This window comes from Rhodococcus sp. 320_ES (assembly GCF_059691855.1).
On record NZ_JCAWAG010000001.1, the window covers coordinates 114,771 to 139,007 of the forward strand.

Annotated in this window: 31 protein-coding genes; 18 read left to right on the forward strand and 13 right to left on the reverse strand. The window is 64.4% G+C overall.

The window, feature by feature from the left end; translation table 11 throughout:
* Positions 1-92: 92 nt before the first annotated feature.
* A complete protein-coding gene (locus AC59JP_RS00520) occupies positions 93-224 on the reverse strand; it encodes a hypothetical protein (RefSeq protein ID WP_497323673.1) in 132 nt (43 codons plus the stop codon).
* Between the two features lie 107 nt (positions 225-331).
* Positions 332-1,564 (reverse strand): FAD-dependent oxidoreductase, encoded by a 1,233-nt coding sequence (locus AC59JP_RS00525; RefSeq protein ID WP_497323674.1) that lies wholly within the window; start codon positions 1,562-1,564, stop codon positions 332-334.
* 257 nt (positions 1,565-1,821) lie between these two features.
* Here AC59JP_RS00525 and AC59JP_RS00530 point away from each other — a divergent pair, with 257 nt between their 5' ends.
* Positions 1,822-2,475 (forward strand): TetR/AcrR family transcriptional regulator, encoded by a 654-nt coding sequence (locus tag AC59JP_RS00530; RefSeq protein ID WP_497323675.1) that lies wholly within the window; start codon positions 1,822-1,824, stop codon positions 2,473-2,475.
* A 61-nt stretch (positions 2,476-2,536) separates the two neighbouring features.
* Here the strand turns inward: AC59JP_RS00530 and AC59JP_RS00535 are convergent, their stop codons facing one another.
* From AC59JP_RS00535 to AC59JP_RS00545, 3 genes are read right to left on the reverse strand one after another with little or no spacing between them, the layout of a single operon-like run.
* Entirely contained in the window at positions 2,537-3,184 is a 648-nt protein-coding gene (locus AC59JP_RS00535) for a trimeric intracellular cation channel family protein (RefSeq protein WP_497323676.1), read from the reverse strand.
* Positions 3,185-3,225: 41 nt separating this feature from the next.
* Positions 3,226-3,534 (reverse strand): antibiotic biosynthesis monooxygenase family protein, encoded by a 309-nt coding sequence (locus AC59JP_RS00540; RefSeq protein ID WP_497323677.1) that lies wholly within the window; start codon positions 3,532-3,534, stop codon positions 3,226-3,228.
* Positions 3,535-3,592: 58 nt separating this feature from the next.
* Positions 3,593-4,081: a nuclear transport factor 2 family protein gene (locus tag AC59JP_RS00545; protein ID WP_497323678.1), complete on the reverse strand. Its 489-nt coding sequence runs from the start codon at positions 4,079-4,081 to the stop codon at positions 3,593-3,595.
* A gap of 133 nt (positions 4,082-4,214) precedes the next feature.
* On the opposite strand from AC59JP_RS00545, the gene AC59JP_RS00550 reads away from it, so the two are divergent.
* On the forward strand, positions 4,215-4,820 hold the full coding sequence (locus AC59JP_RS00550) for a TetR/AcrR family transcriptional regulator (RefSeq protein ID WP_497323679.1): 606 nt from the start codon (positions 4,215-4,217) through the stop codon (positions 4,818-4,820).
* Positions 4,821-4,885: 65 nt separating this feature from the next.
* Here the strand turns inward: AC59JP_RS00550 and AC59JP_RS00555 are convergent, their stop codons facing one another.
* A complete protein-coding gene (locus AC59JP_RS00555) occupies positions 4,886-5,512 on the reverse strand; it encodes a DUF305 domain-containing protein (RefSeq protein ID WP_497323680.1) in 627 nt (208 codons plus the stop codon).
* A gap of 84 nt (positions 5,513-5,596) precedes the next feature.
* The gene (locus AC59JP_RS00560; protein WP_497323681.1) at positions 5,597-6,001 is read right to left on the reverse strand and encodes a DUF6153 family protein; all 405 of its coding nucleotides are present in this window, start codon (positions 5,999-6,001) and stop codon (positions 5,597-5,599) included.
* Positions 6,002-6,252: 251 nt separating this feature from the next.
* Between AC59JP_RS00560 and AC59JP_RS00565 the strand changes: the two genes are divergently transcribed.
* The 8 genes from AC59JP_RS00565 (at position 6,253) to AC59JP_RS00600 (ending at position 12,856) form a co-directional block, all read left to right on the forward strand.
* Positions 6,253-6,951, forward strand: coding sequence for an SDR family oxidoreductase (locus tag AC59JP_RS00565; protein ID WP_497323682.1), 699 nt, complete (start codon positions 6,253-6,255; stop codon positions 6,949-6,951).
* Positions 6,948-7,475, forward strand: coding sequence for an ester cyclase (locus AC59JP_RS00570; protein ID WP_497323683.1), 528 nt, complete (start codon positions 6,948-6,950; stop codon positions 7,473-7,475). Before AC59JP_RS00565 ends, AC59JP_RS00570 begins: the two co-directional genes overlap by 4 nt.
* Positions 7,476-7,511: 36 nt before the next feature.
* Positions 7,512-8,273, forward strand: coding sequence for a LysR family transcriptional regulator (locus tag AC59JP_RS00575; RefSeq protein WP_497323684.1), 762 nt, complete (start codon positions 7,512-7,514; stop codon positions 8,271-8,273).
* Positions 8,274-8,489: 216 nt separating this feature from the next.
* Positions 8,490-10,091, forward strand: coding sequence for an MFS transporter (locus AC59JP_RS00580; protein WP_497323686.1), 1,602 nt, complete (start codon positions 8,490-8,492; stop codon positions 10,089-10,091).
* 75 nt (positions 10,092-10,166) lie between these two features.
* Entirely contained in the window at positions 10,167-10,763 is a 597-nt protein-coding gene (locus AC59JP_RS00585; protein WP_497323688.1) for a TetR/AcrR family transcriptional regulator, read from the forward strand.
* Positions 10,760-11,206: an OsmC family protein gene (locus AC59JP_RS00590; protein ID WP_497323689.1), complete on the forward strand. Its 447-nt coding sequence runs from the start codon at positions 10,760-10,762 to the stop codon at positions 11,204-11,206. The genes AC59JP_RS00585 and AC59JP_RS00590 overlap by 4 nt, the downstream gene beginning before the upstream one ends.
* Positions 11,207-11,321: 115 nt before the next feature.
* Positions 11,322-12,188, forward strand: coding sequence for an alpha/beta hydrolase (locus AC59JP_RS00595; RefSeq protein WP_497323690.1), 867 nt, complete (start codon positions 11,322-11,324; stop codon positions 12,186-12,188).
* 41 nt (positions 12,189-12,229) lie between these two features.
* Positions 12,230-12,856 (forward strand): TetR/AcrR family transcriptional regulator, encoded by a 627-nt coding sequence (locus AC59JP_RS00600; RefSeq protein ID WP_497323691.1) that lies wholly within the window; start codon positions 12,230-12,232, stop codon positions 12,854-12,856.
* A gap of 89 nt (positions 12,857-12,945) precedes the next feature.
* Here the strand turns inward: AC59JP_RS00600 and AC59JP_RS00605 are convergent, their stop codons facing one another.
* From AC59JP_RS00605 to AC59JP_RS00620, 4 genes are all read right to left on the reverse strand, one after another.
* Positions 12,946-13,398: a DUF8820 family protein gene (locus AC59JP_RS00605; RefSeq protein ID WP_497323692.1), complete on the reverse strand. Its 453-nt coding sequence runs from the start codon at positions 13,396-13,398 to the stop codon at positions 12,946-12,948.
* A gap of 29 nt (positions 13,399-13,427) precedes the next feature.
* Positions 13,428-14,570, reverse strand: coding sequence for a DUF6745 domain-containing protein (locus AC59JP_RS00610; protein ID WP_497323693.1), 1,143 nt, complete (start codon positions 14,568-14,570; stop codon positions 13,428-13,430).
* Between the two features lie 198 nt (positions 14,571-14,768).
* A complete protein-coding gene (locus tag AC59JP_RS00615; protein WP_497323694.1) occupies positions 14,769-15,257 on the reverse strand; it encodes a DUF3237 domain-containing protein in 489 nt (162 codons plus the stop codon).
* Positions 15,254-16,972, reverse strand: coding sequence for a hypothetical protein (locus AC59JP_RS00620; RefSeq protein ID WP_497323695.1), 1,719 nt, complete (start codon positions 16,970-16,972; stop codon positions 15,254-15,256). The genes AC59JP_RS00615 and AC59JP_RS00620 overlap by 4 nt, the downstream gene beginning before the upstream one ends.
* A gap of 294 nt (positions 16,973-17,266) precedes the next feature.
* On the opposite strand from AC59JP_RS00620, the gene AC59JP_RS00625 reads away from it, so the two are divergent.
* The 4 genes from AC59JP_RS00625 to AC59JP_RS00640 are packed head-to-tail and all read left to right on the forward strand — an operon-like array spanning position 17,267 to position 19,941.
* Positions 17,267-17,632 carry a PLDc N-terminal domain-containing protein gene (locus tag AC59JP_RS00625; RefSeq protein ID WP_497324824.1) on the forward strand — a complete coding sequence of 122 codons (366 nt, stop codon included), beginning with the start codon at positions 17,267-17,269 and terminating at the stop codon, positions 17,630-17,632.
* Between the two features lie 51 nt (positions 17,633-17,683).
* Complete coding sequence (locus AC59JP_RS00630; protein ID WP_497323696.1) at positions 17,684-19,003, forward strand: hypothetical protein; 1,320 nt, start codon at positions 17,684-17,686, stop codon at positions 19,001-19,003.
* On the forward strand, positions 19,000-19,542 hold the full coding sequence (locus AC59JP_RS00635) for a hypothetical protein (RefSeq protein ID WP_497323697.1): 543 nt from the start codon (positions 19,000-19,002) through the stop codon (positions 19,540-19,542). The genes AC59JP_RS00630 and AC59JP_RS00635 overlap by 4 nt, the downstream gene beginning before the upstream one ends.
* 24 nt (positions 19,543-19,566) lie before the next feature.
* Positions 19,567-19,941, forward strand: a complete 375-nt coding sequence (locus tag AC59JP_RS00640; RefSeq protein ID WP_497323698.1) for a hypothetical protein — start codon at positions 19,567-19,569, stop codon at positions 19,939-19,941.
* 25 nt (positions 19,942-19,966) lie between these two features.
* Here AC59JP_RS00640 and AC59JP_RS00645 read toward each other — a convergent pair whose 3' ends face one another.
* Complete coding sequence (locus AC59JP_RS00645) at positions 19,967-20,641, reverse strand: GntR family transcriptional regulator (RefSeq protein WP_497323699.1); 675 nt, start codon at positions 20,639-20,641, stop codon at positions 19,967-19,969.
* Positions 20,642-20,730: 89 nt separating this feature from the next.
* Between AC59JP_RS00645 and AC59JP_RS00650 the strand changes: the two genes are divergently transcribed.
* Together AC59JP_RS00650 and AC59JP_RS00655 are read left to right on the forward strand one after the other, a co-directional pair.
* Positions 20,731-21,735 carry a 1-aminocyclopropane-1-carboxylate deaminase gene (locus tag AC59JP_RS00650; protein ID WP_497323700.1) on the forward strand — a complete coding sequence of 335 codons (1,005 nt, stop codon included), beginning with the start codon at positions 20,731-20,733 and terminating at the stop codon, positions 21,733-21,735.
* A gap of 53 nt (positions 21,736-21,788) precedes the next feature.
* Positions 21,789-21,935 carry an Lrp/AsnC family transcriptional regulator gene (locus tag AC59JP_RS00655; RefSeq protein WP_497323701.1) on the forward strand — a complete coding sequence of 49 codons (147 nt, stop codon included), beginning with the start codon at positions 21,789-21,791 and terminating at the stop codon, positions 21,933-21,935.
* Positions 21,936-22,075: 140 nt separating this feature from the next.
* Here the strand turns inward: AC59JP_RS00655 and AC59JP_RS00660 are convergent, their stop codons facing one another.
* On the reverse strand, positions 22,076-22,327 hold the full coding sequence (locus AC59JP_RS00660) for a hypothetical protein (RefSeq protein ID WP_497324902.1): 252 nt from the start codon (positions 22,325-22,327) through the stop codon (positions 22,076-22,078).
* On the opposite strand from AC59JP_RS00660, the gene AC59JP_RS00665 reads away from it, so the two are divergent.
* Complete coding sequence (locus tag AC59JP_RS00665) at positions 22,215-23,111, forward strand: amidase (protein ID WP_497323702.1); 897 nt, start codon at positions 22,215-22,217, stop codon at positions 23,109-23,111. The two genes, AC59JP_RS00660 and AC59JP_RS00665, sit on opposite strands and share 113 nt — an antisense overlap.
* 9 nt (positions 23,112-23,120) lie before the next feature.
* A complete protein-coding gene (locus tag AC59JP_RS00670) occupies positions 23,121-24,212 on the forward strand; it encodes a D-TA family PLP-dependent enzyme (RefSeq protein ID WP_497323703.1) in 1,092 nt (363 codons plus the stop codon).
* Positions 24,213-24,237 lie beyond the last annotated feature (25 nt).

Consider the following 24,237-nt stretch of genomic DNA (forward strand, 5'->3'; position numbering starts at 1 on the left):
GCGGGCGACCGGAGTGGTCGCCGCTGATTCCATGATTGCGAGCGCACCTGAGAGACCGGCGAAATTTCAGCACACTGGCAGAAGATTGCCAGTCAGCAGCGAGTGCCCGGACCGTGCACCAGGAGTTCGGCGAGCATGGCGTCGATCGCGCCCTGGTAGGTGACCGCCCTGACTCGTGTTCTGGCCGGGGCCAGCGAGCCCTCGGCGATGACACGCGCGAACAACTGCTCCTGTCAGCGGTATCCCTGCTCCATCGCGCGCAGTTCCGCCGCGTGCGTCCGCGTCGGTAACATCGAGTGCCGCAACGCCTTAGGGCCAGCGGTCCAGAAGGTCAGGCCAACATGTTGTGGAACTCTCTTTCGGCCGCATCGATCAACGCGAGTTGATCCAGGATTTCCTTGGGGCTCGATTCCCCGACCACTTTCTGGAGCAGCGGGGTGCGATCGAGAACGAGGTCGCGAAGTGCGCGGAGCGGACGCGGGGTCTGGTGGAATATCTGTCCGAGAACGTAGGCCTGCTGGGACTGGCGTGCAGTGTGGGGTCGCCGTGGCCCTTCGAATGCCTTCAACGCGGTTTCGACGGCGTTGTGATCGGACAGATCGACGCCTGCCAGTCGCCTGCCGAGGAAGTAGCCGTCCTCCGTTGCCATTCCGGCTCCGTAGGCTGCGTACGGAGACGTCGGGTGGGCCGCATCTCCGACCAGCGTGACGCGTCCGATCGACCACTGCTTCAGCGGCTTTCGGTCGCGGATAGGCCACCGCTGCACGTCGCTCGGTGATGTCGACCGAATGAGTTCTGGAATAGGCGATACGAATTGGGCTCCGAGTCGGGTGGCTTCGGCATGCAGGTCGCCCTGAAACTCGGAGGACGCGTCGTGTGCGGCCAGCATCCACCACTGGAAGCCGCTTCGACCGTGATTGCGGATGGACGTCCAGGCCCCCTGGACTGTGCGACTGTGCGAAAGGATGCACATACCTGCTGTCGCACTGGGGACTTCGTCGAACGTGAACCCGCCGAATACGTGCAAGTTGTGTTCGCGCTTGGGTGTGTCACCCCACAATGTTCGGCGGACCATCGAATCGATGCCGTCTGCTCCGACCAGCACGTCGACGTGTTCGACGCTGCCGTCGGACATCGTCAGGGTGACTCCGTGCTCGTCCTGCACGAAGCCCTCGACCCCGCGGTTCACCTGCAGTGCTTCGCTCGGGAGGGCGGACAGGAGCCGTTCGTAAAGCTCCGGGCGCAACAAGCCGATGAACCCACCGCCGTATTCGTCGACGATGTCCTGCGGCATGTCGATCTTGACCCGTCGACGGCCTGTGGCACTGCGGAATTCGGTTGCGCACGGTGCGCCGAGATCCTTGGTGTCGACGCCCATGAGTCGCAGCGCCTTGATGGGTGGTGGCCACAGATTCAAGATGTTTCCGGCGGGACGAGCCTGCTTGTATCGCTCGAGCAGCAGTACGTCATGGCCGGCCTGGTGTACCGACAGTGCGGTCGCCATTCCTGCTGGGCCGGCACCGACGACGGCCACGCGGCCTCGTGGTGTTGGTGTTCCGGTCATTCGATCGGCTCCTTTCGTCGACCTGCTCGACGACTCGATTCGGGTGTCTTGTTCGGTGTGTCCAGCGATGAAATCTGCTCTATCCGAATGCACTTCGGGCTCGATGGACGACGTCTCGCGAGCGGCCACGTCGTTCTCGCGGCGGATCTCAGAAACCGTAGCAAGCACTACGGTATCAGATTGATGTGTCTCGCGTCACGGTGTTCGCGTGCCTGACACAATCGGAAGAAATCTCACCGACAACGGAGTTGCGTGCCATGAACCGACCGTCCAACCGCTCCGAGGATGTCTTGGCCATCAGGCTCCCCAGGCAGCAACGGAGCCGTGAGGCATGGGACCGGATTCTCGACGCGGGTGTCGCAATCGTGGAAGAAGGCGGCTACGACGCGTTCACGATCGCGGCCGTATGCGACCGTGCGATGGTCGCGCCGCGCGCTGTGTACGAACGTGTGAACACCAAGGACGGGCTTTTTCTTGCCGTCTACGAACGAAAGATGGCCGCCGTCGAAGCGGATCGCGACGAGTTGTTCGAGGTCGCGAAGTGGCGTGATCTAGATCCGAGCGATGCGGTGTCGTCGGCCGTCGCTGCGATGGTGCAAACCTTCGCTCAGCACGCTGCCTTCCTTCGATCGGTGATCCTCATCTCCGGCGTTCATCCCGAGATCAATCGACGAGGGAGTGTCCTGGCGCGCGGAATGGGCGCGAGATTCGCGGAGGTGCTGCGACCGTCGGTACCCGAGTCTCACAGCGCCGGCCGGGAGTTGGCGCTTCGAATGGCGTTCGATGTTGCCTTTTCCGGTCTCGTCATCCGAACCAGTTACGGCTCATCATTTTTGGGCTCCGTAATCGACGACGACGTCTTCGTGTCCCAGTTGTCCCGCGTGGTCGGAAACTACTTGCTCGGGCCCTAGGCCCAGTGACATCCAAAGGCGCATAGCTGCTGGATCGAGGTGTGGTCGGCGGTGCCATGCACTACGACTCGGATCCGCGCTCCCATCTGTACGCGGGCGGGTTCGGGGCATTCCACCGTCGCCGTGCACCGATCACGCGGATGGCGAAGCACACCGCCACGGCGCCGACCGCTGATGCGGTTCCGTAGATCTCGAGGTGAATGGCGGCGATCGTGAGAGCGGCTGCCACTAGCGCGGGCACGGCGTAGAGCTCGGCGCGCAGAACGGTGGGGACCTGACCGACCATGACATCGCGGATCGTGCCGCCGCCCACGGCCGATATCACCCCGAGTGCGAGCGCAGGGGCGACGCCGAGGCCGAATTCGATTGCCTTGCTTGCCCCGAGCACGGCGAACACACCCAGACCGACCGCGTCGAGAACAAGAATGGAGGTGCGGACCTTGCCGAGCATTCGGCTCAGCAGAAACGCGATGATCGCGCCGGCCAGCGCCAGAGCGAAGTACCGCCAGTCCTGGAACGTGGCGGGTGGTGTGTAGCCGAGGCAGAGGTCGCGAATAACCCCACCGCCCAACGCCGTCGTCATGCCGAGGGCAATCACTCCCACCACGTCCAACCGTGTCGCGCGCAGGGCGGTCAAAGCACCGTTCAGTGCAAAGACGAACGTGCCCGACAGGTCGAGGACGGCGAAGATGGCGGGCTGGGAAGACACCGGTCATATGTAGCACGCAGAAGGGACGCTGGTGTTCCCAGCTAACAACCGGGTGTCGGTGTCGACACTTCACCGAAGTGCTCGACTTCCGGAAACGGTGAGTAGAAGTGATGGAGAAGATCACGCCATCTCGCGTAGTCGGCTGAACCGCGAAAGCCCTCGGTGTGGTCCTCGAGCGTGTCCCATCGGACCAGGAGAAGATAGGTCGACGGGCGCTCGATTCCGCGCGTCAAACTGAGATCGACGAAGCCGGGCATGGACGAAATAATCGACCTCGCAGTCGCGAATGCCGCCTCGAATTCGTCCTCACGTCCTGGAACGACGGGCAGGAGGGCGTGTTCGATGATCACATCCGCGATGGTGTCACGGCCTCGATCGAGGATCCAGGCTCCGCAGCGGATGCTCAGGTCAGAGACCGAGCTCGGTCAGTCCGGGATGATCGACCGGCCGGGGGCCGCTACGGTCCCACAAGAACAGGCGATCGCCTTCCCTGATCGGTACGTCGTTGATGCTGGCGTGGCGCTCGGTCATCAACCCGAATTCGTCGAACTGCCAGTTCTCGTTGCCGTAGGCGCGGAACCACTCGCCGGCATCGTTGTGGTACTCGTACGCGAAGCGCACCGCGATCCGGTCGTCGCTGTGGGCCCACAGTTCCTTGATCAGTCGGTACTCGTGCTCGCGGTTCCATTTGTCGGACAAGAGCTTCACGATTTCGTCGCGGCCCGTGACGAACTGCGAGCGATTCCGCCAGCGACTGTCGAGGGAGTAGCTCAACGACACGGCCCGGGGATCGCAGGTGTTCCATGCGTCCTCGGCACGTCGGGCCTTGAGCGCTGCAGAGTCCGCGGAGAAGGGCGGAACCGGAGGTCTAGGTTCTGTGGACGCTGGTGCGGTCATCGGTGTCTCTTTCTGTGGGCCGGGAGGATTCGGTAGACAGTGCTGTCTACATGCATGCGAACCTAGCGCATGTAGACAACCTCGTCTACATGAAATGCGATCGGATGTGAACAGAGCTGTCTACAATCGACTCGTGACCGACATCGACGTCCTCGACCCCGAGGTGGACCTGCCGTCTCTGCCTGCGCGAGAACGAATCTTGTGCACTGCCTACCGACTGTTCTATCGCAACGGAATCCGCGCGACCGGAATCGACAGGGTGATAGCGGACGCGGGGGTCACGAAGGTGACGTTCTACCGTCACTTCTCCAGCAAGAACGTGCTGATCATTGCTTTTCTCGATCTGAGGCACGAGAGATGGATGCAGTGGTTCCGCGATGCTCTCGTGCGCTACGCCTCGGCGGGTGGACGCGGGCGGTCGCCCGTCGTGTCCGCAGTCGAGGAGTGGTTGAGCGCGGACTCGTTCCGAGGGTGCGCATTCATCAACAGTGTCAACGAGTTGGGAGCCGAGTTGCCCGAGGTCTACGAGATCGCGTCGCGACACAAGGTCGACATGGTGGCTGCCATCAAGGACACGTTGCCCCCCGGTCCGCACCGGGCGCGTACTGCCCGGGCCCTGGGTGTGGCGGTCGACGGCGCGACGGTCCATGCCCAGTACAGCCGGGACCCGGGTGCCGCGGTGAAAGCACTGACGACGACAGCCACTGCACTCACATCCACGAGCACCCGGTCCCGGTGACCGCGACGCGGCGCCCGTCAGTTCTCGCGCTCTGACGCAGTCCTGTCGGTTTCGGGAGAGCGAGGTCAGCCGAGCAGTCGCTGCATCTTTCGGATCTCCTGCTGTTGCGTCGACGCGATCGAGCGGGCCATGTTCTGCGCATCGGGGTTGGACCCGTCCGCGATCTCTCGGTTCGCCATCTCGATCGCGCCTGTGTGATGAGCGATCATCATGGTCAACCACTGTCGGTCGAACTCCGCACCCGAGACAGTGGTCAGGGAATCCATGTCTTGCCGGCTCATCATGCCGCTGCCCGAGCTGTGGTCCATGCCGTCCATCGCCCCCATGTCGGACGAGGGTGCAGGCTGGCCCCACGCGCTGAGAAAGCCTGTCAGCTGGTCCATTTCCGGCTTCTGGGCGCCCGCGATGGCCGACGCCAGCGAGAGCACATCCGGATTGTCGGTTCGGCCGTCGGTCATGTCTGCCATCTCGACGGCCTGTGCGTGGTGCGGGTACATCATCTGCGCGAACATCACGTCCGCATCGTCGAATTGGGCCGATGTGGTCGAGGACTCGGACGTCGAAGGCATGGACGACATCGAACCCATCGAGTGTCCGTCCATCGACGCCTCGGTCGAATCGTTGCTGCAGCCGACGACGAGAACGGCGCCGACGATGCCGGCACCGATCGAGGCAACTAGTTTGGTACGCATGTGAAACTCCTTGCAAGAGTGAATGAACGAAGGGGATACCGCTGACGTGTTCGGTCGCCGACACGCGTCGACCGAGGTCCCCTGTCACACTCGCAAAGTCACCGATTCGTCCAACTCCCACAGCGCCCACGGGGGCGCGCGCTCCTGCGCCCCATCGATGCGATGTCCGAGCCCATTCGTCGGTGTCGTCGGCGCGGACGTCTTGTCGGCGATCGGTGCGATGAGCGCAGGCCATGACGCAGTGGTGCCCAAGCAGGGGTGCATCATCTGGTGAGCGGACGGGTTGTGGTGCTCACCGAACGCGACTGGAACCGAGCTTTCGTGGGTCCAAGGCGACGCCATGGATGCATCGGCAGCGCCCGTCGGCGCGGGCATCGACATGACCGGGTGCGCCGAGTGCATGAGCAGCACGCCGAACACCGTCAGGGCGATCAACAGCCCCGCGGCCGGGGCTGTTGATCGCCGGAGGCGAGCACCCGTGGCGTGCATACCCTCGACCATAGCAACTGATACCCCTAGGGGGTACATGGTCATCGAAGCTCAGGAGGCATGCGGAGTCCACCCTGCTCCATGTGGCATCGATGTTCGAATCGGTCAGCCCGGTCCGGCATCTGCGCCCGAAGGTACGAGCTGCGCTTTGCCATAGACATTATCTATGTGAAGGGACCGAACTATCGATTGTTCGATCGGCACCGACTTGGTTGACTCGATCCGAGAACGAAGTCAACGAAAGGGTCGTCATGCGAGTACTTCTGGTCAGCGGAGCGTCGGGAATCGGACGGTCGATCGCGAAGTCGATCATCGACGTCGGCGGTGAGGTCATCCTCGCCGGTCGACGCCCCGGTGCGCTCGACGCTGCGGCCGAGGAATTGGGGCCACGAGCGTCTTCTGTGGTGATCGATCTGGCCGACGAATCTTCCATCTCGGCGGCCGCAGCCACGGTCGGGGAAGTCGACCATGTCGTGAGTCTCGCGGCCGATCATGCGAACGGCCCCCTGGCCGATCTCGAGAGTGCAGCTGTACGTAACGCATTCGACGCCAAAGTGATCGGCCCATTGCTGCTGGCCAAGCACTTTGCGCCACTCGTACGCGAGGGCGGGTCGTTCCTGTTCTTCTCCGGTGTCGCCGCGTGGAAACCTGCGCCCGGACTGTCGGTGATGTCGACGACGAACGGGGCAGTGGCCTTTCTGGCCGAAGCCCTCGCCGTCGAACTTGCACCCACGCGGGTCAACGCTCTGTCACCCGGCATCGTCGATTCCGGAGCGTGGGATGCGATGGGCGCAGGCAAGAGTGACCTGTTCGCGGACACTGCCCGCACCAATCCTGCACGCCGAGTGGGTCAACCGTCGGACATCGCCGCGGCGGCACTGTCCTTGCTGACGAACTTTTTCGTCACCGGTGTGACGTTGCACGTCGACGGGGGAGGGCGGTTGGCGTGAAGCGTGCGGTCATCCTCGGCGCATTCGCCGCCCTTGCACTGTCCGTCGCGTCGTGCTCCTCCGCTACGACCGGTGGACCTGCAGACCTGCCTCTGGTGGATCCTTCGCCCGATCTCGTCGTGCCCGGCACGGTGAACGTCGGCCGATCACCGGTCACGGACCGCACTCGCCAGGTGGTGCGAATTGCGCAGACGCTGTACACGTTCTGGAATTCCGGTGATGCGGCATATCTGGACCGGGCGGTGGACTCCACGTTCGTCGACAACACGTTGCCGACCGGCAGGCCACAGGGTCCTACCGGACCCGTCGTCGCCTCGAACACCTTCCGCGCCGCAGTGCCCGATCTGACGTGCGAACTCGCAGACCTCCACGTCGCGGGTGACACGTTCACCGCACGGTTGATCTTCCGGGGGCACTTCACCGGAACCTACGACGGCCGCGCCGGCTCCGGACAATCGATCGAGTTCGCCGCGACCTCGGTCCAACACACCCGTCGTTTCCTCGGCAGCGACGGGGACCGGTGACCCCGCGCAAGTCCGGGTCTCGCATACTCTCGACCGATGCCGACCCTGCGCGCGCTCGAATGCTTCGTAGCCGTGGTGGATGCCGGTTCCGTCACCGGCGGGGCAGCGCAGTTGCACCTGTCCCAGCCCGCATTGTCACATCAGCTCGCGTCGTTGGAAGCGGAGATAGGAACGCCTCTCCTGGAACGACTTCCGCGAGGAGTGCGTCCCTCTCCGACCGGACGCGCCGTTCTCGCCGACGCGCGCACCACTTTGGCGGCGGCCGATCGGGTGGTGCGGACCGGACGCGCCGCCGCACTTGGTGACGAGGGCCGGTTACGGATCGCGTGCGCGGAGAGCATGACCGTCCCGGTGCTGGCGCCGACACTGCGGAAGTGGACCCGCAAATACCCGCACATCGGGCTGGATCTGACCGAATTCTCCAGCGCGGATGCGATGGCGGAGGCGATCGACAACGGTGACGCGGACATCGCGGTGGGCCCGGCACCGGTGAGCGGGGCCGGATTCACCACCGAGATCGGCACCGAGGACATCGTCGCCGTCGTCCCCGAGGGACTCGATCTCGCCGACAGGTCCGCTCTGGCCTGGTCCGATCTCGCCGAGAGCCCCATCGTCCACTACCACCCATCGAACGGTCTACGGACATGGTTCGATGCCGTTGCGACCGCCGAGGGTGTGCAACTCGAGGCCGTCACTCATACCCGAAACGCAAGTACGGCAGCGCAACTCGCTCACGCGGTTTTGGCGTTGCGCTTGTTCCGACCAGCGCACTGCCGACCCGATTCGCCGGCATCGTGAGGCCTTTGCGCCCTCCGCTGCGGCGATCGGTGGTCGTGTCGGTGGGTGCGCGAACCGACGCTTTGACGCGCCGGTTCGTCGACGATCTCGTGGCCCGAGGTCTGCCCGCTCGACGCGGTTGAGTCGCAGGTTGTATAGCTCTGCCGGTTGCTATTAAGAGCAGTACCAGTTACTTTTCGTCCATAGTATGTAGGTCTACATAGAACGGACGAGTCCATGGCAACGGAAATCGACGGAGTGCGCACTCCGAAGCAGGTTCACCGGCGGTGGATCGCACTCTTGGTCATTTGCGCCGCAGAGTTGCTGGTCGTTCTGGACAACACGATCGTGAACGTTGCGTTGCCCACCATGGGCGTACAACTCCAGACCAGCTTCAGTGGATTGCAGTGGGTCGTCGACGCGTACACGCTGACGTTCGCCGGACTTCTGCTCGCATTCGGCCACCTGGGCGATCGGTTCGGCCGTCGTCGGATCATGGCGTTCGGGCTGGTCGGCATCGCGGCGATGTCGGTGGCAGGCGCGTTCGCAACCGGCCTCGGAGAAGTCGTCGCGGCACGAGCCGCCATGGGGGTATGCGCTGCGGCGATCTTCCCAGCGACGCTGGCGCTGATCATCAACATCTCCACCGATGCCAAGGAACGAGCACTCGCGATTGCGGCCTGGACCGCAATGGCCGGCTTCGCTATTGCGATCGGGCCTAGTGCGGGCGGATTCTTGCTGGAACATTTCTCCTGGCATTCGGTGTTCTGGATCAACGTCCCGGTAGCGCTCGCGGTTCTGGTCGGAGTGCTGGTGGCAGTTCCGGAATCCAAGGCCGATCACGTGGGGAAATTCGACACCGTGGGTCTCGTTCTCTCCTTGGTGGGTGTGACAGGTCTGGTGTGGGCCATCATCGAAGCGCCGCATCGCGGCTGGCTGTCGGCAATTTCGTTGGCGACCTATGTGATCGCTGCAATCGTGCTCGCGGCATTCGTGTGGTGGGAACGGCGGTGCCCGTCGCCCATCCTGGACATGACGCTCTTTCGCATCCGACACTTTTCTCTGCCCGCGATGTCGATCGGCGTTGCCTACTTCAGCATGTTCGGATTTCTGTTCATGATCACGCAGTATTTCCAGGGTGTGATGGAACTGTCTCCCCTCCAGTTCGGACTGCACACCCTCCCGTTTGCTGCGTCCATTGCCGTGGGCGCTCCACTCGCCACGGTGATCGCCCAGCGCGTCGGCACCAACGCGGTGATTGTCACCGGTCTTGTCGTCATGAGCGCTGGAATGTTCCTGGCAGGTCAGACGAAGGTCGATACTCCCTACCTCGGTCCGGTTCTGCTGTCCATGGTCTTGATGGGACTGGGCTTGGCGATCGTGCAAGGGCCGGCGACCGAGTCGATCATGTCGTCCGTGTCGTTGGGCGAGGCCGGAGCTGGCTCGGCTGTCAACGACACCACCCGTGAGGTCGGGGGGACTCTGGGTGTGGCGGTGCTGGGCTCGATCATGGCCTCGATCTACACCACCGAAGTTCGACCGATCGTCGACGCGGTTCCGGACACCCTGATGAACCAGGAGCAGAAGAGTTTCGCCCGCGAAACCGTCATCAGCGTGATCGAAATAGTGAAGACGCCCACCCCGTCGCTGTTCGACGGAGCGAAGACGAATCTGATCAGAGAAATGAAAGAGGCGTCGCTGCAGGGGTTTCAGCTGGCGTCCTACGTGACGGTCGCAGCCTCACTTCTGTGCGCGGCGGCGGTCGCGATTTTCCTGCCGCGGTTCCGGTCGGGTGGTCCGAGTGTGCTGTTGGTCGGCAAGTCCGACTCCGTGGGCTAGACGCAGTGCGGACACCATGCGAAGGCGTCGTACTATGGAGGCTGACATAGCACACTTGGACTGGATGGGAGCCCCGTGCCGAGGCGTTCGACTGCACGCGAGGACATGCTGCGCAGTGCAGTCGACTTGTTCCGGGAACGGGGAGTCGAAGCGACATCGCTCGCCGACGTCCTCGATCATGCCGGTGCCCCGCGAGGTTCCGTTTACCACCACTTCCCGCACGGGCGTCCGCAGTTGGTCGAAGAGGCGACGAAATCGGCCGGTGCATTCATGGGCTCGATGATTTCTGCTGGATTGGCCTCCCTCGGCCCGGCCCGAACTCTCGAAGCCATCATCGCCGGCTTCCGAGACCAGTTGGTGGCCACCGACTTTGCAGCTGGGTGTCCGGTGGCAGCCGTCGCCATCGAAGGACCGCAGAGTCCAGCGGCCTTGGCGGCGGCGGGGGAGACGTTCACCTCGTGGGAGGACGCGATTGCAGCGTCCCTCTGGCAGGGCGGGCTTCCCTACGACCGCGCTCGGGGTCTGGCCACGATGTCGCTGTCGGCCATCGAAGGCGCGTTGCTGCTGTGCAAAGCCCAGCGGAGCACCAGGGCGCTGGACAGAGTCGAGGAGGAATTGGCGCTTCTGCTTGCGGCGGCAGGTGTGACTGCGCAGCCTACCGTCGCACCATGACCACGCACTCGTACACCAGCACGCTGCACTGGACAGGTCACACGCAGGACTACGACCATTACAGCCGTGACCACGACGTCACCCTGAGCGGCAAGACCATTGCGCTGAGCGCCGACCCCGCCTTCCGCGGCACCGCAGCGTTACCGAACCCGGAAGAGCTGTTGGTTGCTGCCGCGAGCTCGTGCCAACTCCTGTCGTTCCTCGCGGTGGCAGCTCGTTCGAAAGTCGAGGTGCTCGAATACCGGGACGAGGCGGAGGGCGTGATGCCGGAGGACGAGCTTCCGATGCGATTGACCCACATCGTGTTAAGACCGGTTGTGGTCGTTCGGGGAGCAACCGCGGAGCGGATCGAGCGGTTGATGCACAAGGCCCACGAGCAGTGCTACATCGCGAACAGCCTCACCACCGTCGTGAGCGTCGAACCGACCGTCGAAATTCGTTGACACGGTTCTGCGCGATCAGTACCGTCCCCCTTCTACATTTGTAGAAAGAGGACACGGGGGGCGTGACCGAGATGCTGGGGAACACACGGGTGACGCGGCCGAAAATGGGCCGACGATGAACGCATTTCGCGAAGAACGCATCACGTTCTCCGTCGACGGGGTGACGTGTCGCGGAGTCCTCACGCTCCCCGCCCATTCCGACGGGCCGTTCCCCGCAGCGGTGGGGGCATCCGGGTTCGGGGGCGTGAAAGAGATGTTGTTGCCGACCTTTTCGCGTGCCCTAGCTGCGCGTGGCATCGCCGGGTTCATTTGGGACTATCCGAATTTCGGGGACAGCGACGGAATGCCTCGACAGCACATCGACCCGCCGCAGCAGGCGCGCAGCTACAGACAGGCTCTCACCGCAGTGGCGGAGCACCCGTCTGTCGACCCCGTTCGCCTGGGGGTGTGGGGGCCGAGCCTCGCCGGCAGTCACACCATCGCTGTGGCCGCCGACGATGCGCGTGTGCGCGCTGCGGTAGCCATCGTGCCGTTCATCCGCCTTCGACCGTCGATCGAACCGCGCGTCGTCTGGGCGGTGACTCGCCACCTGCTGACCCGTCCGTTCGGCCGCCCGGATCGCATGATCCCGATCGCCGGAGCGCCCGGACGTCTCGCCGCGATGAACTCAGACGGCGCAGTGGACTGGATCGAATCCATGTCGATCGAAGCGCCGAACTTTCGGAACGAAGTGACGGTGGGCTCGCTGTGGAACATGGCCAGGTGGTCCGTGGCAGACAAGATTCGCAACGTGCGGTGTCCCGTGCGCGTGATCGTCGCCGAGTCCGACACGATCACACCGGCGTCCATGGTGCGCAGCGCGATCGGCACGTTACCGGGCGTGGACGTCGTCTCCTACCCCGAAACACACTTCGAGTTGCTCGACGAGCATCTGCTGGCCGTGCACGAGCACGTCACGGACTTCATGGAGACGCATCTGTAGGACGGATCATATCGGCCACCGCTGGTGGGTACCGTGCATTCATGCCGGGAAAGCAATCCACCGGGGCGACATCGCACGCTGGAAGCTCTGATCGCCGAACGGCGATTGCCGATGCCGTCATCGATCTGCTGGGGTCGCCGACAACGCGGCGGGTCACCCATCGAGCCGTGGACCGCGCACTCGGATTGGCGGAGGGATCGTCCAGTGCGTACTTCCGCACCCGGGCGCAATTGCTCGCTGCCGCGGCAGAACGCCTGGCCGAACGTGACCGTACTGCGCTGACTGCACTCATGACGTGGCTTCATCGGGACGAGGAGACCCGCGAGCCCGCGAGGGCGATTGCGGCGGTCGTCGACGATTGGACGTCCGGGGGCGCGGGACTGCGTCAGATGGCCAGGCTGGAACTGCAACTGGAAGCGCGGGCCCATCCCGAGGTGGCCGAGACGTTCGCTCGTTCACGAGCTCTCTTCGTGGGCGCCGTCGACGACCAAATACGTTCAGCGCAGCCAACACTCGCACCGTCGTCGTCCCGCGCACTCGCGGTGGCCATCATCTCCCTCGTGGAGGGATTGGTGTCGAGTCGACTTCTCCACGGCGACAGCTTCGGTGGAGATGTCGACAGCCTTCACAACGCCGTTCGGTTGCTGATGGGTGGGTCCGGCGGCTGACGAGCGTCAGCGGGCGTGAGCCACTGTCGAAGAACCGCTTTCCGTCTGGCTGTCTCGGCGCGGACAACCGCTGCTCAGGCCGGAAAAACTCAGTCCGCAACGAACTGCGCCGAGGGAAAGTGTCGACCCACCCCGCGTTCGCGTTGTCTGCCGATGACGTATCGCCCCGGCGCGATTCCTGTCGCGCCGTGCTCCGGATGAATGAGGTAGGCCGTGACCTCGGCATCGAGAATCCCCAGCGCGAGACCGGACGGGACGAACACCGGAGCGGACCACGTGCAGCGACCTCCCTCACACACCAGGTTGTGGGGATTTCCGCCTACCGAACTGCGGAGCAGTTCGACACCCGTGCGGGGTACGTCATTCGTGCGTGTGTTCGGGATCGCTCCAACGTGTTTCACGACCGAACGTGGAATGACGATGAGGTCGCCTTGAGCTTGAAGCCCGTCGATTACAGGTATCGATATCTGGCGATCGAGGTAGTCGAACACCTCGAGGCCGGTGAGGTCGGAGAGTGTAGACAGAGTCATGGGTGTGTTCATCGAAGCCTCCGTGAGTCGAAGGGGAGTGATCACGTGCGGCGCACGAGACGGGAGTAGTCGTCGCCGGTTATTCCGTAAGTCCATCCGGCGGCGTCCAGTGCGGATGTCATGGTGTTGGGGACGGGCAATCCATACCGGCGCCGTTGGCCGTCGCGTTCGCTGGATCCGTTGATTACGAGAAGGATTCGACCCTCGCCAGTCCAGGCTTCCGGGGTGGCGTACAGCGATAGCGCGGCACCGGGATTTCCGGGGTCGTCCGTACGGTCGATCAACTCGAGGCCGGCCTCGTCGATGTAGGTGTCCCACCCGATTCGTTCGATCGCGCACCGGCGTATCTCGATGTTGCGTTCTCTCGCAATGCGTTCGACCGTCGGCTCGTGGATGACCCAGTCGGGTACGACGGTTCCGTGGTCCACGTACACCTGCCGGCCGTCTGCGAACACGATGGCGGGCTCGCTGTGTGCATGCACACGACGTTCGTTGTGGACGCCCCCGGGCAGGGCTTCGGTACGCATGATCCGCGGCCGCTCCGACATGACACAGATATGGTCGAAGGCCCACCACCAGCCGGTGGCACCGACCAGGGCTTTCTGTGTGTCCAGGATGGCGTGATCGATGCCGCGGAAGGCGGCTGTACCCAGGGTGCGGTGAATGTCGTAGTACGCGACTCGGTGGGCTTCCTGTTGCCCGTACCATGCCACGCGTCCAGTCGGCGTCCGGACCAGTGAACGCACGGCGGACGCCGCTCCGTCGAACACGCTGACGCGCAGGGAATCCCACACTGCTGCGTGCAGAATCGCGTCGGGCCTCATCCCCTGTCGTGCGGACTCGCCGGGTGACTGTGTGCGTGCTGCCCAGAGCGGCCTGTTGTCGAAGGACCGCCGTGGTTCTGCTCTGCCCGTGCGGCGGTCCATCCGTGCGCGCGATCGCGAGATCATGGACGCGAGGCGGGCGGCAGCTCCGTCGATCAGGGAGTTGACTGTCGAAACATGTTCGGCCACAACCAGTTCAGCACCCGACGGCGGTGAGGGGACCCATACGAACTCGGGTTGGCGGAACCCCGCGTGTCGGTAGAGTTCCGAGACGGCTGCTTCTGCAGTCGGTCGATCCGACGGCCGCGTGGACAGACCGTGCGCGAGCCAGTTGTCCCGCATCGCGGGAACGGACTCCATCTGCTCGACACTGGGATGTGCAGTCTTTCGCCCGACTGCGGAGGGGACTGCGGCGGCGCTCACGCGAGGGTGGCGGTGTCCGCCTTTCCGGTTGTCATGTGTTCGAGAATGACACGTCGCGGAGTACAGCGCAAGCATCCGCGCCAATCCTGCGCCCGGAGTGCATGTTTGGAATGCACGAATGGTGGATGCACTACCTCAACCGATGCGAAACACCGTCAGTTCGACGGAGTCCGGTAAACGCCGGCCCTTCGCTACGAACAACGTCTCGTTGATCCAGTTCAACCGTGGAGCTGCGCTCGTCAGCCGGGGGAGGCTGCGGAAGTAGATGCGCTCGTGCGGCACTACTTCGCCTCGCACGATCGCGGCGATATCGTCGTCCGACCCGCTGCGTATCCCGACGTTGTGGACGGCGATGCGTTCACCTTCGACGGTTTCCAACACGTATCGAGCTTCGAGCTCGGTCGAGGTTGCCGACCTGAGTATCTGGTTGTCGGCGCCACCGGCCAGCACCCGGCCGTTGATCTCGGGGCCGCGGACGCTGCCTCCGAGAATCGGTACGAGCCGACGGTGTCCGTCCGGAAGATCGCCGATGTCGATCGGATCGCCCACCTCCACCGACACGTGCGCGACGAAAACAAGTTCCGGCGGCACCGCGTCACCGGGCGTTCCATTCGTGTCGCTCATCGGCTGAAGTCGGCAAGCCTCGTCGAAACCTGTTCCGGCAGGCCGTTGTTCTGCTTCTGCGCCGCAGTCAACACGTCGAGGTGGTTGTATCCCGCCAGCTTTATCGGCACGTCGTTCGGGTTCTTCGACGCACCCAGATCCAGACCGCCGTCTCCCTGCAGCGTCAGCACCGGATTCCGGAGGACGCCGTCCCGATAGATGTAGTGACGCGCAATGGACGGAGCCGTAGGCTGACCCAGATCGGTGTTGATAGCGGTCGGGAAATACCACTCGGTGAAGTCCAGCGGCGGCTCGCTCAGGCTGCGGGTGAGCTGAGAGATCGACGTGACTTCCTTCGACGGATCCGTGAACGCGTTGGGCGTCATCTTGTCGTAGTCCTGCCAGGTGTAGACCACGTTCGGGTCGCCGTAGCTGGTAGGGGCGGCCTTGCGGTCATTGCCGAACACAGTGCCCAGGAACGGAACTGCTGCGACCGCCTGGTTCGGGATCGGAAAGTACTTGTCCTGAACGGGACCGTTGCCGATGAATCCGACACTGGCCTGTAGGAAGCCCAAGGGCTGCGAGTTGTCGTCGAGCAGGGCGCCGACCACCGCCTCGTTCGTGGCGTACAGGGTGCGGATATCGGGTTGCCCGGTCGCGGCCATCAACGGGTCCTTCGACAACAGGGTGCGTAGCGTCGCGTCGAAGTTCAGGCTGCGCGGCAGTCGGTTCACGATGTCGTTGACCCCGGTCGGGTTCAGCCGCGCAGCGAGGCCCGCCACCGCGAGCAAGTTCGTCGTTTCCGGGTTGATCACCGCGGGCAATCGCGTCACCGGGTAGACGTCGGTCAGCGCGCCGGAGGCCGCCTCGATCGGACCCGCAATCGCCGACGGAACCTGCGGAAGATCGATCGCGCGAATGGGATTGGGCAGACCCGCTTTGATCACGGTGTCCAGCGCGAAGTACCCCGAGCACTGGTTGAACCCGGCGTCGTCTGTGGTCGCGGGGTTGCCGTCGAAATCCCAGTCGGCGAAGTATCCGGTCAGGAAGCCGCCCAGCGAGTGACCGCCGCACAGGACTTTCTGCTTGCGTGTCGGCTGGTCGGGGAATTCGAGTCGGAGCACGTCGTACTCGTCGCGCAGGGTCTGCGCGAGGCCTTGGTCCGACAACCAGGACGTAGCGGCACCGTCTGCGTACCCGGCAAACTTCCGCCCGTTCGCCGTACCACCGTTGAAGTAGTAATCGGTGGCGACGTCGAGATCGTTCGCGGCGAGGGCCGCTTGCGTCCCGGTGTGGTCCTCGAGGCAGTTGGAGCGGCGATCCAGCGCCCAGAACTCGATGTGCCGGCCCTGTGCATCCGCCGCCGCGACCGTGTTGCGCGCGACGGACTCGAATGCCCCCGCGCCTTCGAAGACACCCGGTTGTGCGACGAGCACGCGGTCGGCGTCGGCGGAGAGTTCGGGACCGTCGGCTGCCCGATAACGCAAGTAGGACAGGCGATCACATTCGACGGGGTGCGGTTCCGAACCGGCAGGCAAAGGGGCGTAGAGGCTCACGACGCTGGCCACGACGCTCGTCACCGGCGACGACGAGCTGATGTCACGCTCCGTGCGATCCGCACCCGGATCGGCCGAGACGGTCATCGGGACTACCACCGCTGTCGCCGACACCGCGACCGCGCACACCAGGACCCCACGCACCAGAGCACGCCGAACAGAATCCCCCAACGACATCATGGCCCCCACCGCTTGATTGGTCTGGCCGAAATGTAGCAGGGAACGTGTGTCCGGGTAACGATCAGGCCAAGTGATTCGGCGGGTGCGTTCTAGGAGTCCGCCGATGTCGGAACTGGTCGGCCACTATCGTCGACGAGGCGCGGGAATTTGCAGAATGCCGACGGTAGTGGCCAATTGGTTCCGCCCGCACGCACCGCTCGCTACCGTTCGGTCTGTTTCGTCTTGTCTGGGCGGTTCGGGCGCCGTATGGTTCTGGCTGCGGTCGGGACGTCGCGATGGTTCGAGGGGTTGCTGATGCCGTACGTCGGCCTGTTGGTAATGGTGCTGTGGGTGGTGTGCCTGATCGATGTGATCACCGCGGACGATTCCGGGGTGCGGCACCTGCCGAAGTTGTTGTGGTTGCTGTTCGTGTTGTTGCTCCCGTTGATCGGCTCGCTGGTGTGGCTCGTTGTGGGACGCCCGGTCGGGGTGGGGCTGTGGGGAGGGTCGGATGCGCAACGCCGCCAACGTTCTTCGGCATTTCCCGAGTACGAGTCTGCACCCGGTCGGGCAGTCGCGCAGAATCCTGACGCGGACGCCGAGTTCCTTGCGCAGTGCCGGGCGCGGGCCGAGGAGCAGCGCCGGATCGAGAAAGAGCGCCGACGCGCTCAGGGGTACTGACGTTGTCGCCAAGCGTGTTCGGGTGACCGGTATCTGCCATCGGACAGCGCAGTGAGCGAGAGTCGGTGGAACGCGGTCACGAACACGGCCGTCGTCGTCACTGTCGTGGCTGTCGGCATCGTCGTTGCCAGTTTTATTCCCCGGCAGCCGGACACCGTTGCCGACACAGATCTGTCGGCGAGTCCTGAGGTCGTGACCAAGCCCGTGGACTACCCGGTCGAAATTCCTGGGTGTTCGGAGGTGCGCCCGCCTCCTGATGTCGATTCGGCGGTCAGCTTCAGTAGCTCCTTCGAGATGGGCACCGAGAGCTACGACAATCCCGCGTACCCCTGGCTGACCGCGGGTAAGGCGACGGTGATGTCCGACGCCGTGATGACGGCATTGCCCGACGATGTGACCGTCGCGCTGTCGGCGCCGTCCGCGTCCTTCCGATTCGATCCGGTGGAGGATTTCGGGGGCGAAGGCGACCCGATGACCTACGCGTCGGGCGAGGTTCGGCGCGGCGACACGTCGGCCTTCATGTCGGTGAATGTCGGGCCGACGCTCGAGGGTGTGTCTGCGTGCGTTGCCGGTTCTATGGACCGGCGAGAGTCCCGCGACGACGGAACAGTCGTCGACAATCTGGACACCTGGTACGAAATCGATGGTGCCCGAACCTATTCGCGGACAGTTACGGCGTACCGCACCGACGGCACGCGCGTCAGCGCATATCTGAGCGGCGGCGCGTCACCGGACTTTCCGCTCGACGTCGATGAGCTGGGCGAGGTTGCGACACGTCCGGAACTGGCCGTGTCGTTCGTCGCGCCCGCCGGAAGTCCGCCACCGGAGCCCGACTGTGTCGTGATGGCATCCGACAACTCTACCGTTGCCGATATCCGGCCCGAAGCGCTGGACGCGTTGAATGCAGCTTTCGATGCGGTGTGGTCTTCCATTCCGAGCGCCCCGACTCTGGATCGTCCGGTGGGGAGTCTGCGACCGAGCGGGTACGGCTCGGGTGTGTGCGCGGATTTCGTCGTGCTGGGGACACCGACGGATCTGTCGCTGACCGTTGTCGGAGGCCAACCGTTGCCCACGGCGCCCGACCCGTACGATCCGAACTTCTACGGGCAACTCCCCGAAACCCGCTCTCTACCCGACGGTTCGGTGGTGCAGTTCTACGACATCGACATCACCGAGACTCCCGTCGGTGAAGACGGGTCCATGAGATTGATGCGCTCGGTCACGGTGACTCGGCCGTCCGGAGTTCAGGTGACGGCACGGTCGACGATCGACGCAGGTGCAAACGGACCGGCGCCGCTCCAACTTCCGCAGCCACTGTCCGCCGCACTTCTCGATGCTTTGGCGAACGCGCCCGTCGGGCAGTGGCCGTGAAGCCGGCGTCGCGTGCGATGGTCGCGGTCGCAGTGGCGACGGTTGCGGTGTCGGCTGCGCTGGTGGTCCTCACTCGACCCGGCGATTCTGCGCCCGCCGCGGACGACCCAGCGCCGATCGCCACCGAGACGCCGACTGCTGCATCCGACCCGCCCCCGCCGGATGTCCGGTGGACGGTCGATGCCACCGCGGCGCTGGGCCGCAACTTCGCGCAATTTCGTTCACCGACAGCGGGATTGGACTACGACTCGGATCTGTACGGAATCATCGACGCCGGGGCGACTCTGGTGACCGCCGTCGGACTGCCGAACCCGCGCGGCTACACGTTCGACGAGGCTCACTTGATCGGGATAGACGCGAGCGACGGTCACGTGGCGTGGATGTCGTCGACGGGCTCGTTCTCGGATTGTGCGACGAGGCCGATCGGCGGAGAAGTCGTCTGCTTCGACCAATACTCCGATGCACCTGCTCTCGCGCTCGTGAGCATTGCCGACGGCTCCATTCGGCAGATCCCACTGCCGTCGACGTGGTTTCCGTAAGCGATCGACTCCGATGGTCGGTCGGTGTTCGTGCTCGAGGGAAGCCCCGAGGACAGCGAATCGTTCGTGCACGGCGGCGATCCGAACGCGCTGGAACGAGGGTGGTCCTTGCCGATCAACGGATTCGGATTGTGGGAAGACATGGCGCCGGAGGTGTTGCATGTCGCGGACGGCGTCGGTGTGGTCACCCTCGGTTCGGATGCCGAATTCTTCGATCCACGTACAGGGAATCCGATCGGCGATTACTCGCTCGACGGCAGGTCGGTCGTCGACGCCACCGGTAGGGAAGTCCTGACGCTGCCGGATCCCTACGCGTCGATTACCGCCCGGGGAACAACGGTGCAGATTGCCGACGACGTGTACCTCGTCGGTCCGGAATCCATCTCGTTGTTGGACTAGCGTCGAAAGTACCCGAGGCACCCGCTCACTGTCCGCCCGTGAACTCCTCGTGATCGACGAGAGCCGACAGCGACTCCCAATTGCGTTGTACCGCAGCGGCTGCTCCATCGGCGTCACCCTCCGTGCACAACTCGATGATGCGCTCGTGTTGGGCGATCGAGTCGCGGCCCACCAGGGACGAGAACCGCAGCCGCTCCAGCCGACGCAAGGTGGGCGTCACCTGCTCCAGCACCGATGCGACCACGAGGTTCTGGCTTGCCTCGACGGCGACGGAGTGGAACTTGTCGTCGGCGGTGAGGGCCGCGTCGGCATCACCTTTCGTGCACGCCGCAGCGAACTCCTTGTTGGCGCGCTGCATGGCGGAGATCTCACGCTTGCGCATGAGCGGGACGGCGGTCCGTACGGCGAGAGCGTGCATCGACGCTGCGACCGATTGGGCGTCGAGGACGGCCTTGCGCTCGATGGTCGACACGATCGTCGATCGACCGGGCTGAGTGTGTACGAGGCCGGCTAGCTCCAGGCGCGCGATGGCGTCGCGAATGGGTGTGCGGGACACGCCGAGCCACTGTTCGAGCTCGGAGTCGCGTAATCGTTCACCGGGCGCGAAAGTGCCGTCGACGATGGCGTCCCGAAGCGAGACGTACGCATTTTCCCTCAGCAGCGAGCGCTTGTGCTTTCCGAGCTCGACGGGTACCGGCATGCGAAATATCGTAGCTCACCTTGACACCGCCGCCATGCAGGATCCAATATATTGCATACTACTTCCGACCACCCCGAGGAGAACCCGACGTGTCGATCGCCGATTTCGAGCGCTACCCACTGTTGTTCGGTCCGAGCCCCATCCACCCATTGGAGCGGCTGAGCGCACACCTGGGAGGGGCGAAGATCTGGGCGAAACGCGAAGACGTCAACTCGGGCCTCGCATACGGCGGCAACAAGACCCGCAAGCTCGAGTACATCGTGCCGGACGCTCTCGCCCAGGGCGCCGATACGCTCGTCTCGATCGGCGGAGTGCAGTCGAACCACACCAGGCAGGTCGCGGCCGTCGCGGCCAAGCTCGGACTCAAAGCGGTTCTGGTGCAGGAGAAGTGGGTGGACTGGCCGGACTCGGTCAACGACAAGGTCGGCAACATCCTGCTCTCTCGCATCATGGGGGCGGACGTACGGTTGGACCCGTCGGGCTTCGGAATCGAGTTCAAGGACAGTTGGCAGAACGCGATTGCGGACGTCGAGCGCGCGGGCGGCAAGCCTTACGCAATCCCCGCGGGTGGGTCCGACCACAAGCTGGGCGGCCTCGGTTTCGCCAACTGGGCCTACGAGGTCCAGAAGCAGGAAGAAGAGCTCGGCGTCTTCTTCGACACCATCGTGGTGTGCACCGTGACCGGCTCCACGCACGCCGGCATGATCGCCGGTTTCGCGGGCCAGGATCGGCCGCGGCGAGTTCTCGGAATCGACGCGTCGGCCAAGATCGAGCAGACGCGAGATCAGGTCACGCGGATCGCCCGCAACACAGCCGAACTCATCGGGCTGTGCCGCGAACTTCGCGACGACGAGATCACCGTGCTCGAGGGGTGGGCCGGCGACCTGTACGGCATTCCGGTCGAATCGACGACCGAAGCCATCACTCTCACAGGACGCCTCGAGGGCGTCATCATCGATCCCGTGTACGAAGGAAAGTCGATGGCCGGGTTGATCGACCTGGTTCAGCAGGGCGAGATCGGGAAGGACTCGAACGTCCTCTACGCCCACCTCGGTGGACAGCCCGCACTCAACGCCTACAGCGGTATTTTCTGACAGAGCGCGACGCCGTAGCCTGACCACACCCGTCGGGTGCGAGAGGTGCGCACATGAAAGATCGTCGAGAACGATTGGATCCCCTCAGTTGCCGTATCACCGCGGCACTGCAGGTCAATCCGCGCGCCTCCTGGTCGAGCATCGCCGACACGCTCGGCGAGGCCGAGCGCACCGTGACGCGGCGCGGAAAAGAGCTCTAGACTCCGGTGACGTCCGTGTAGTGGGCGTCATCGGGGCGACAGGCGCCGTAATTCTGCGGGCTCGCTGCCACACCGGCATGACCCGCGCAGTAGCCGTCGGGTTGGCTCGCCGTGACGACACCTCCTTCGTCTACGCCACATCAGGGCACGAGGAGTGTGTGGCCGAAATCCTGGTCGACGACGCACATCTGGCCGATCTGATCCTCGACGATCTCCCAGGTATCACCGGCGTCCGACGGATCCGCGTCGATCCGATCATGCGCGTGTATCGATCCGTGCGTGAATGGCGTCCCGACATCCTCACCTCTGCGCAGATCGCAGCCCTCACCCCGCCGCCGCACGAGGCCTATCAACCGGACGCCCGTAGCGGTCAGGACATCTCGGCGATACACCGAACCATCCTTCGGGTACGACGTCGAGGACGTGCGGTTCCTGATGCGCTCGCTCGCCGGCCCCCATGCCGCGAGCCCGTCAAGTCTGCCCCTCGACGACACGTACGAGTCCCTCGAACCGGGCGACCTTCGCGGTCTGACGATCGCGTGGAGCCCGGACTTCGGACTCGGAGTCCCCGTCGAGCGCGAGGTGGTCGACGTTCTTTCCGGGGGGCTGCACGTGTTCGAATCACTCGGTGCCCGGGTCGAGGTCGACTGTCCCGATTTCTCGGACGCGGACGAGGTGTTCCAAACCACGCGCGCGTTCGACTTCGCAACCAATTACGGCCACCTTCTCGGCGAGCACCGACACCGGATGAAGGACGCGGTGCAGTGGAACGTCGACAAGGGCATGGCCCTGACTACCCCAGACTTCGTGTCCGCCAACGCCGCTCGTAGCCGACTCGACGCCGCCGTCCGGAGCTTCTTCTCCCGCTACGACGCGTTCCTCGCGCCGGCCGTGCAGGTCCTTCCGTTTCCTGCGACCGAAGAATTTCCCAGCAAGGTCGACGGCGTCTGCCTGGACAACTACCTCGACTGGATGAGGGCTGCCTGCCTCGTGTCGGCCACCGGATTGCCGGCTCTGTCGGTGCCCGGCGGGTTCAGCTTGTCGGGTCTGCCGGTGGGGCTCCAGATCGTGACGGCCGACCGCGCGGACCGACTTCTGCTCCGCATCGCGCACGCTTTCGAAGCGTCGACCGGACTCCACCGTCGAATGCCCAACCTCGTGACCGCGTCCGTGTAAAGTATTCCAATGCAACATATTCCGGACGCAGTCGACACCCCGACCATTCTGGTCGACGTGGACACGCTGACTCGCAATATCGAGCGTATGGCAGCGGCGATGCGGAGCAAGCGCATTCGGCTCAGGCCCCACGCGAAGACGCACAAAATTCCCGAGATCGCGGCACTGCAGATCGAGGCCGGCGCCGCGGGCCTGACCGTCGCCACGATCGGCGAGGCGGAAGTGTTCGCCCGCAACGGCGTTCGAGACATCTTCGTTGCGTACCCACTGTGGGTGGGGGAGCGTGCGGCGACTCGACTACGCGCACTCACCGCCGCGGCGAAGATCACCGTGGGCGTCGACTCGGCCGAGGCCGCCGCCGCCATGGGCGCAGCGCTGGGGAACGCCGCAGGAGACATCGAGGCCCTCGTCGAGATCGACAGCGGTCACCATCGCAGCGGCGTGCTGCCGGAGGAGTCGCTCGCGGTCGCGACCGCCGCGCGAGATGCGGGATTGCGCGTCACCGGGGTGTTCACGTTTCCCGGCCACAGCTACGCCCCCGGTATGCCCGTCCGCGCGGCTGCAGACGAGAGCAGCGCACTCCTGACGGCGTCGACACAGTTGCGGGACTTGGGGTTCGACATCGTTCACCTGAGCGGTGGTTCGACCCCGACCGCCACGTTGACCGAGCCCAGCGCAGTCACCGAGGCCCGGCCCGGCGTGTACGTCTTCGGTGACGCCCAGCAGCTCGAATTGGGACGGTGCGCGGCAGACGACATCGCGTTGACCGTCGCGTCGACCGTGGTGAGCCGGCACGACGGGCAGTCGCGGCGAATCGTTCTCGACGCGGGCAGCAAGGTTCTCGGCGGTGATCGCCCGGCCTGGACGACAGGGTTCGGGCGGCTGCTCGACCATCCGGACGCACGGATCACCGCCTTGTCCGAGCATCACGCCACCGTCGTGTGGCCGTCGGACGACCCGCTGCCGGCCTTGGGCAGTCGAGTGCGAGTAGTACCCAACCACGTGTGCGTCGCCGTCAATCTGGTCGACGACGTGGTCGTCACCAGCAAGGGCGAGGTAGTGGACCGGTGGGCGGTGGCGGCGCGGGGGCGCAATTCGTGACAGGTGGGCCATAATCGTGGACGAG

What these genes read in the sequence shown, in the direction of transcription:
- AC59JP_RS00645 (WP_497323699.1), bottom strand. Translation starts at nt 20,641, where the DNA reads ATGCCGGTACCCGTCGAGCTCGGAAAGCACAAGCGCTCGCTGCTGAGG.
- AC59JP_RS00655 (WP_497323701.1), top strand. Translation starts at nt 21,789, where the DNA reads ATGAAAGATCGTCGAGAACGATTGGATCCCCTCAGTTGCCGTATCACC.
- AC59JP_RS00525 (WP_497323674.1), bottom strand. Translation starts at nt 1,564, where the DNA reads ATGACCGGAACACCAACACCACGAGGCCGCGTGGCCGTCGTCGGTGCC.
- AC59JP_RS00600 (WP_497323691.1), top strand. Translation starts at nt 12,230, where the DNA reads ATGCCGGGAAAGCAATCCACCGGGGCGACATCGCACGCTGGAAGCTCT.
- AC59JP_RS00625 (WP_497324824.1), top strand. Translation starts at nt 17,267, where the DNA reads ATGCCGTACGTCGGCCTGTTGGTAATGGTGCTGTGGGTGGTGTGCCTG.
- AC59JP_RS00530 (WP_497323675.1), top strand. Translation starts at nt 1,822, where the DNA reads ATGAACCGACCGTCCAACCGCTCCGAGGATGTCTTGGCCATCAGGCTC.
- AC59JP_RS00670 (WP_497323703.1), top strand. Translation starts at nt 23,121, where the DNA reads ATGCAACATATTCCGGACGCAGTCGACACCCCGACCATTCTGGTCGAC.
- AC59JP_RS00610 (WP_497323693.1), bottom strand. Translation starts at nt 14,570, where the DNA reads ATGGAGTCCGTTCCCGCGATGCGGGACAACTGGCTCGCGCACGGTCTG.
- AC59JP_RS00590 (WP_497323689.1), top strand. Translation starts at nt 10,760, where the DNA reads ATGACCACGCACTCGTACACCAGCACGCTGCACTGGACAGGTCACACG.
- AC59JP_RS00620 (WP_497323695.1), bottom strand. Translation starts at nt 16,972, where the DNA reads ATGATGTCGTTGGGGGATTCTGTTCGGCGTGCTCTGGTGCGTGGGGTC.
- AC59JP_RS00565 (WP_497323682.1), top strand. Translation starts at nt 6,253, where the DNA reads ATGCGAGTACTTCTGGTCAGCGGAGCGTCGGGAATCGGACGGTCGATC.
- AC59JP_RS00595 (WP_497323690.1), top strand. Translation starts at nt 11,322, where the DNA reads ATGAACGCATTTCGCGAAGAACGCATCACGTTCTCCGTCGACGGGGTG.
- AC59JP_RS00615 (WP_497323694.1), bottom strand. Translation starts at nt 15,257, where the DNA reads ATGAGCGACACGAATGGAACGCCCGGTGACGCGGTGCCGCCGGAACTT.
- AC59JP_RS00605 (WP_497323692.1), bottom strand. Translation starts at nt 13,398, where the DNA reads ATGAACACACCCATGACTCTGTCTACACTCTCCGACCTCACCGGCCTC.
- AC59JP_RS00555 (WP_497323680.1), bottom strand. Translation starts at nt 5,512, where the DNA reads ATGCGTACCAAACTAGTTGCCTCGATCGGTGCCGGCATCGTCGGCGCC.
- AC59JP_RS00560 (WP_497323681.1), bottom strand. Translation starts at nt 6,001, where the DNA reads ATGCACGCCACGGGTGCTCGCCTCCGGCGATCAACAGCCCCGGCCGCG.
- AC59JP_RS00545 (WP_497323678.1), bottom strand. Translation starts at nt 4,081, where the DNA reads ATGACCGCACCAGCGTCCACAGAACCTAGACCTCCGGTTCCGCCCTTC.
- AC59JP_RS00580 (WP_497323686.1), top strand. Translation starts at nt 8,490, where the DNA reads ATGGCAACGGAAATCGACGGAGTGCGCACTCCGAAGCAGGTTCACCGG.
- AC59JP_RS00575 (WP_497323684.1), top strand. Translation starts at nt 7,512, where the DNA reads ATGCCGACCCTGCGCGCGCTCGAATGCTTCGTAGCCGTGGTGGATGCC.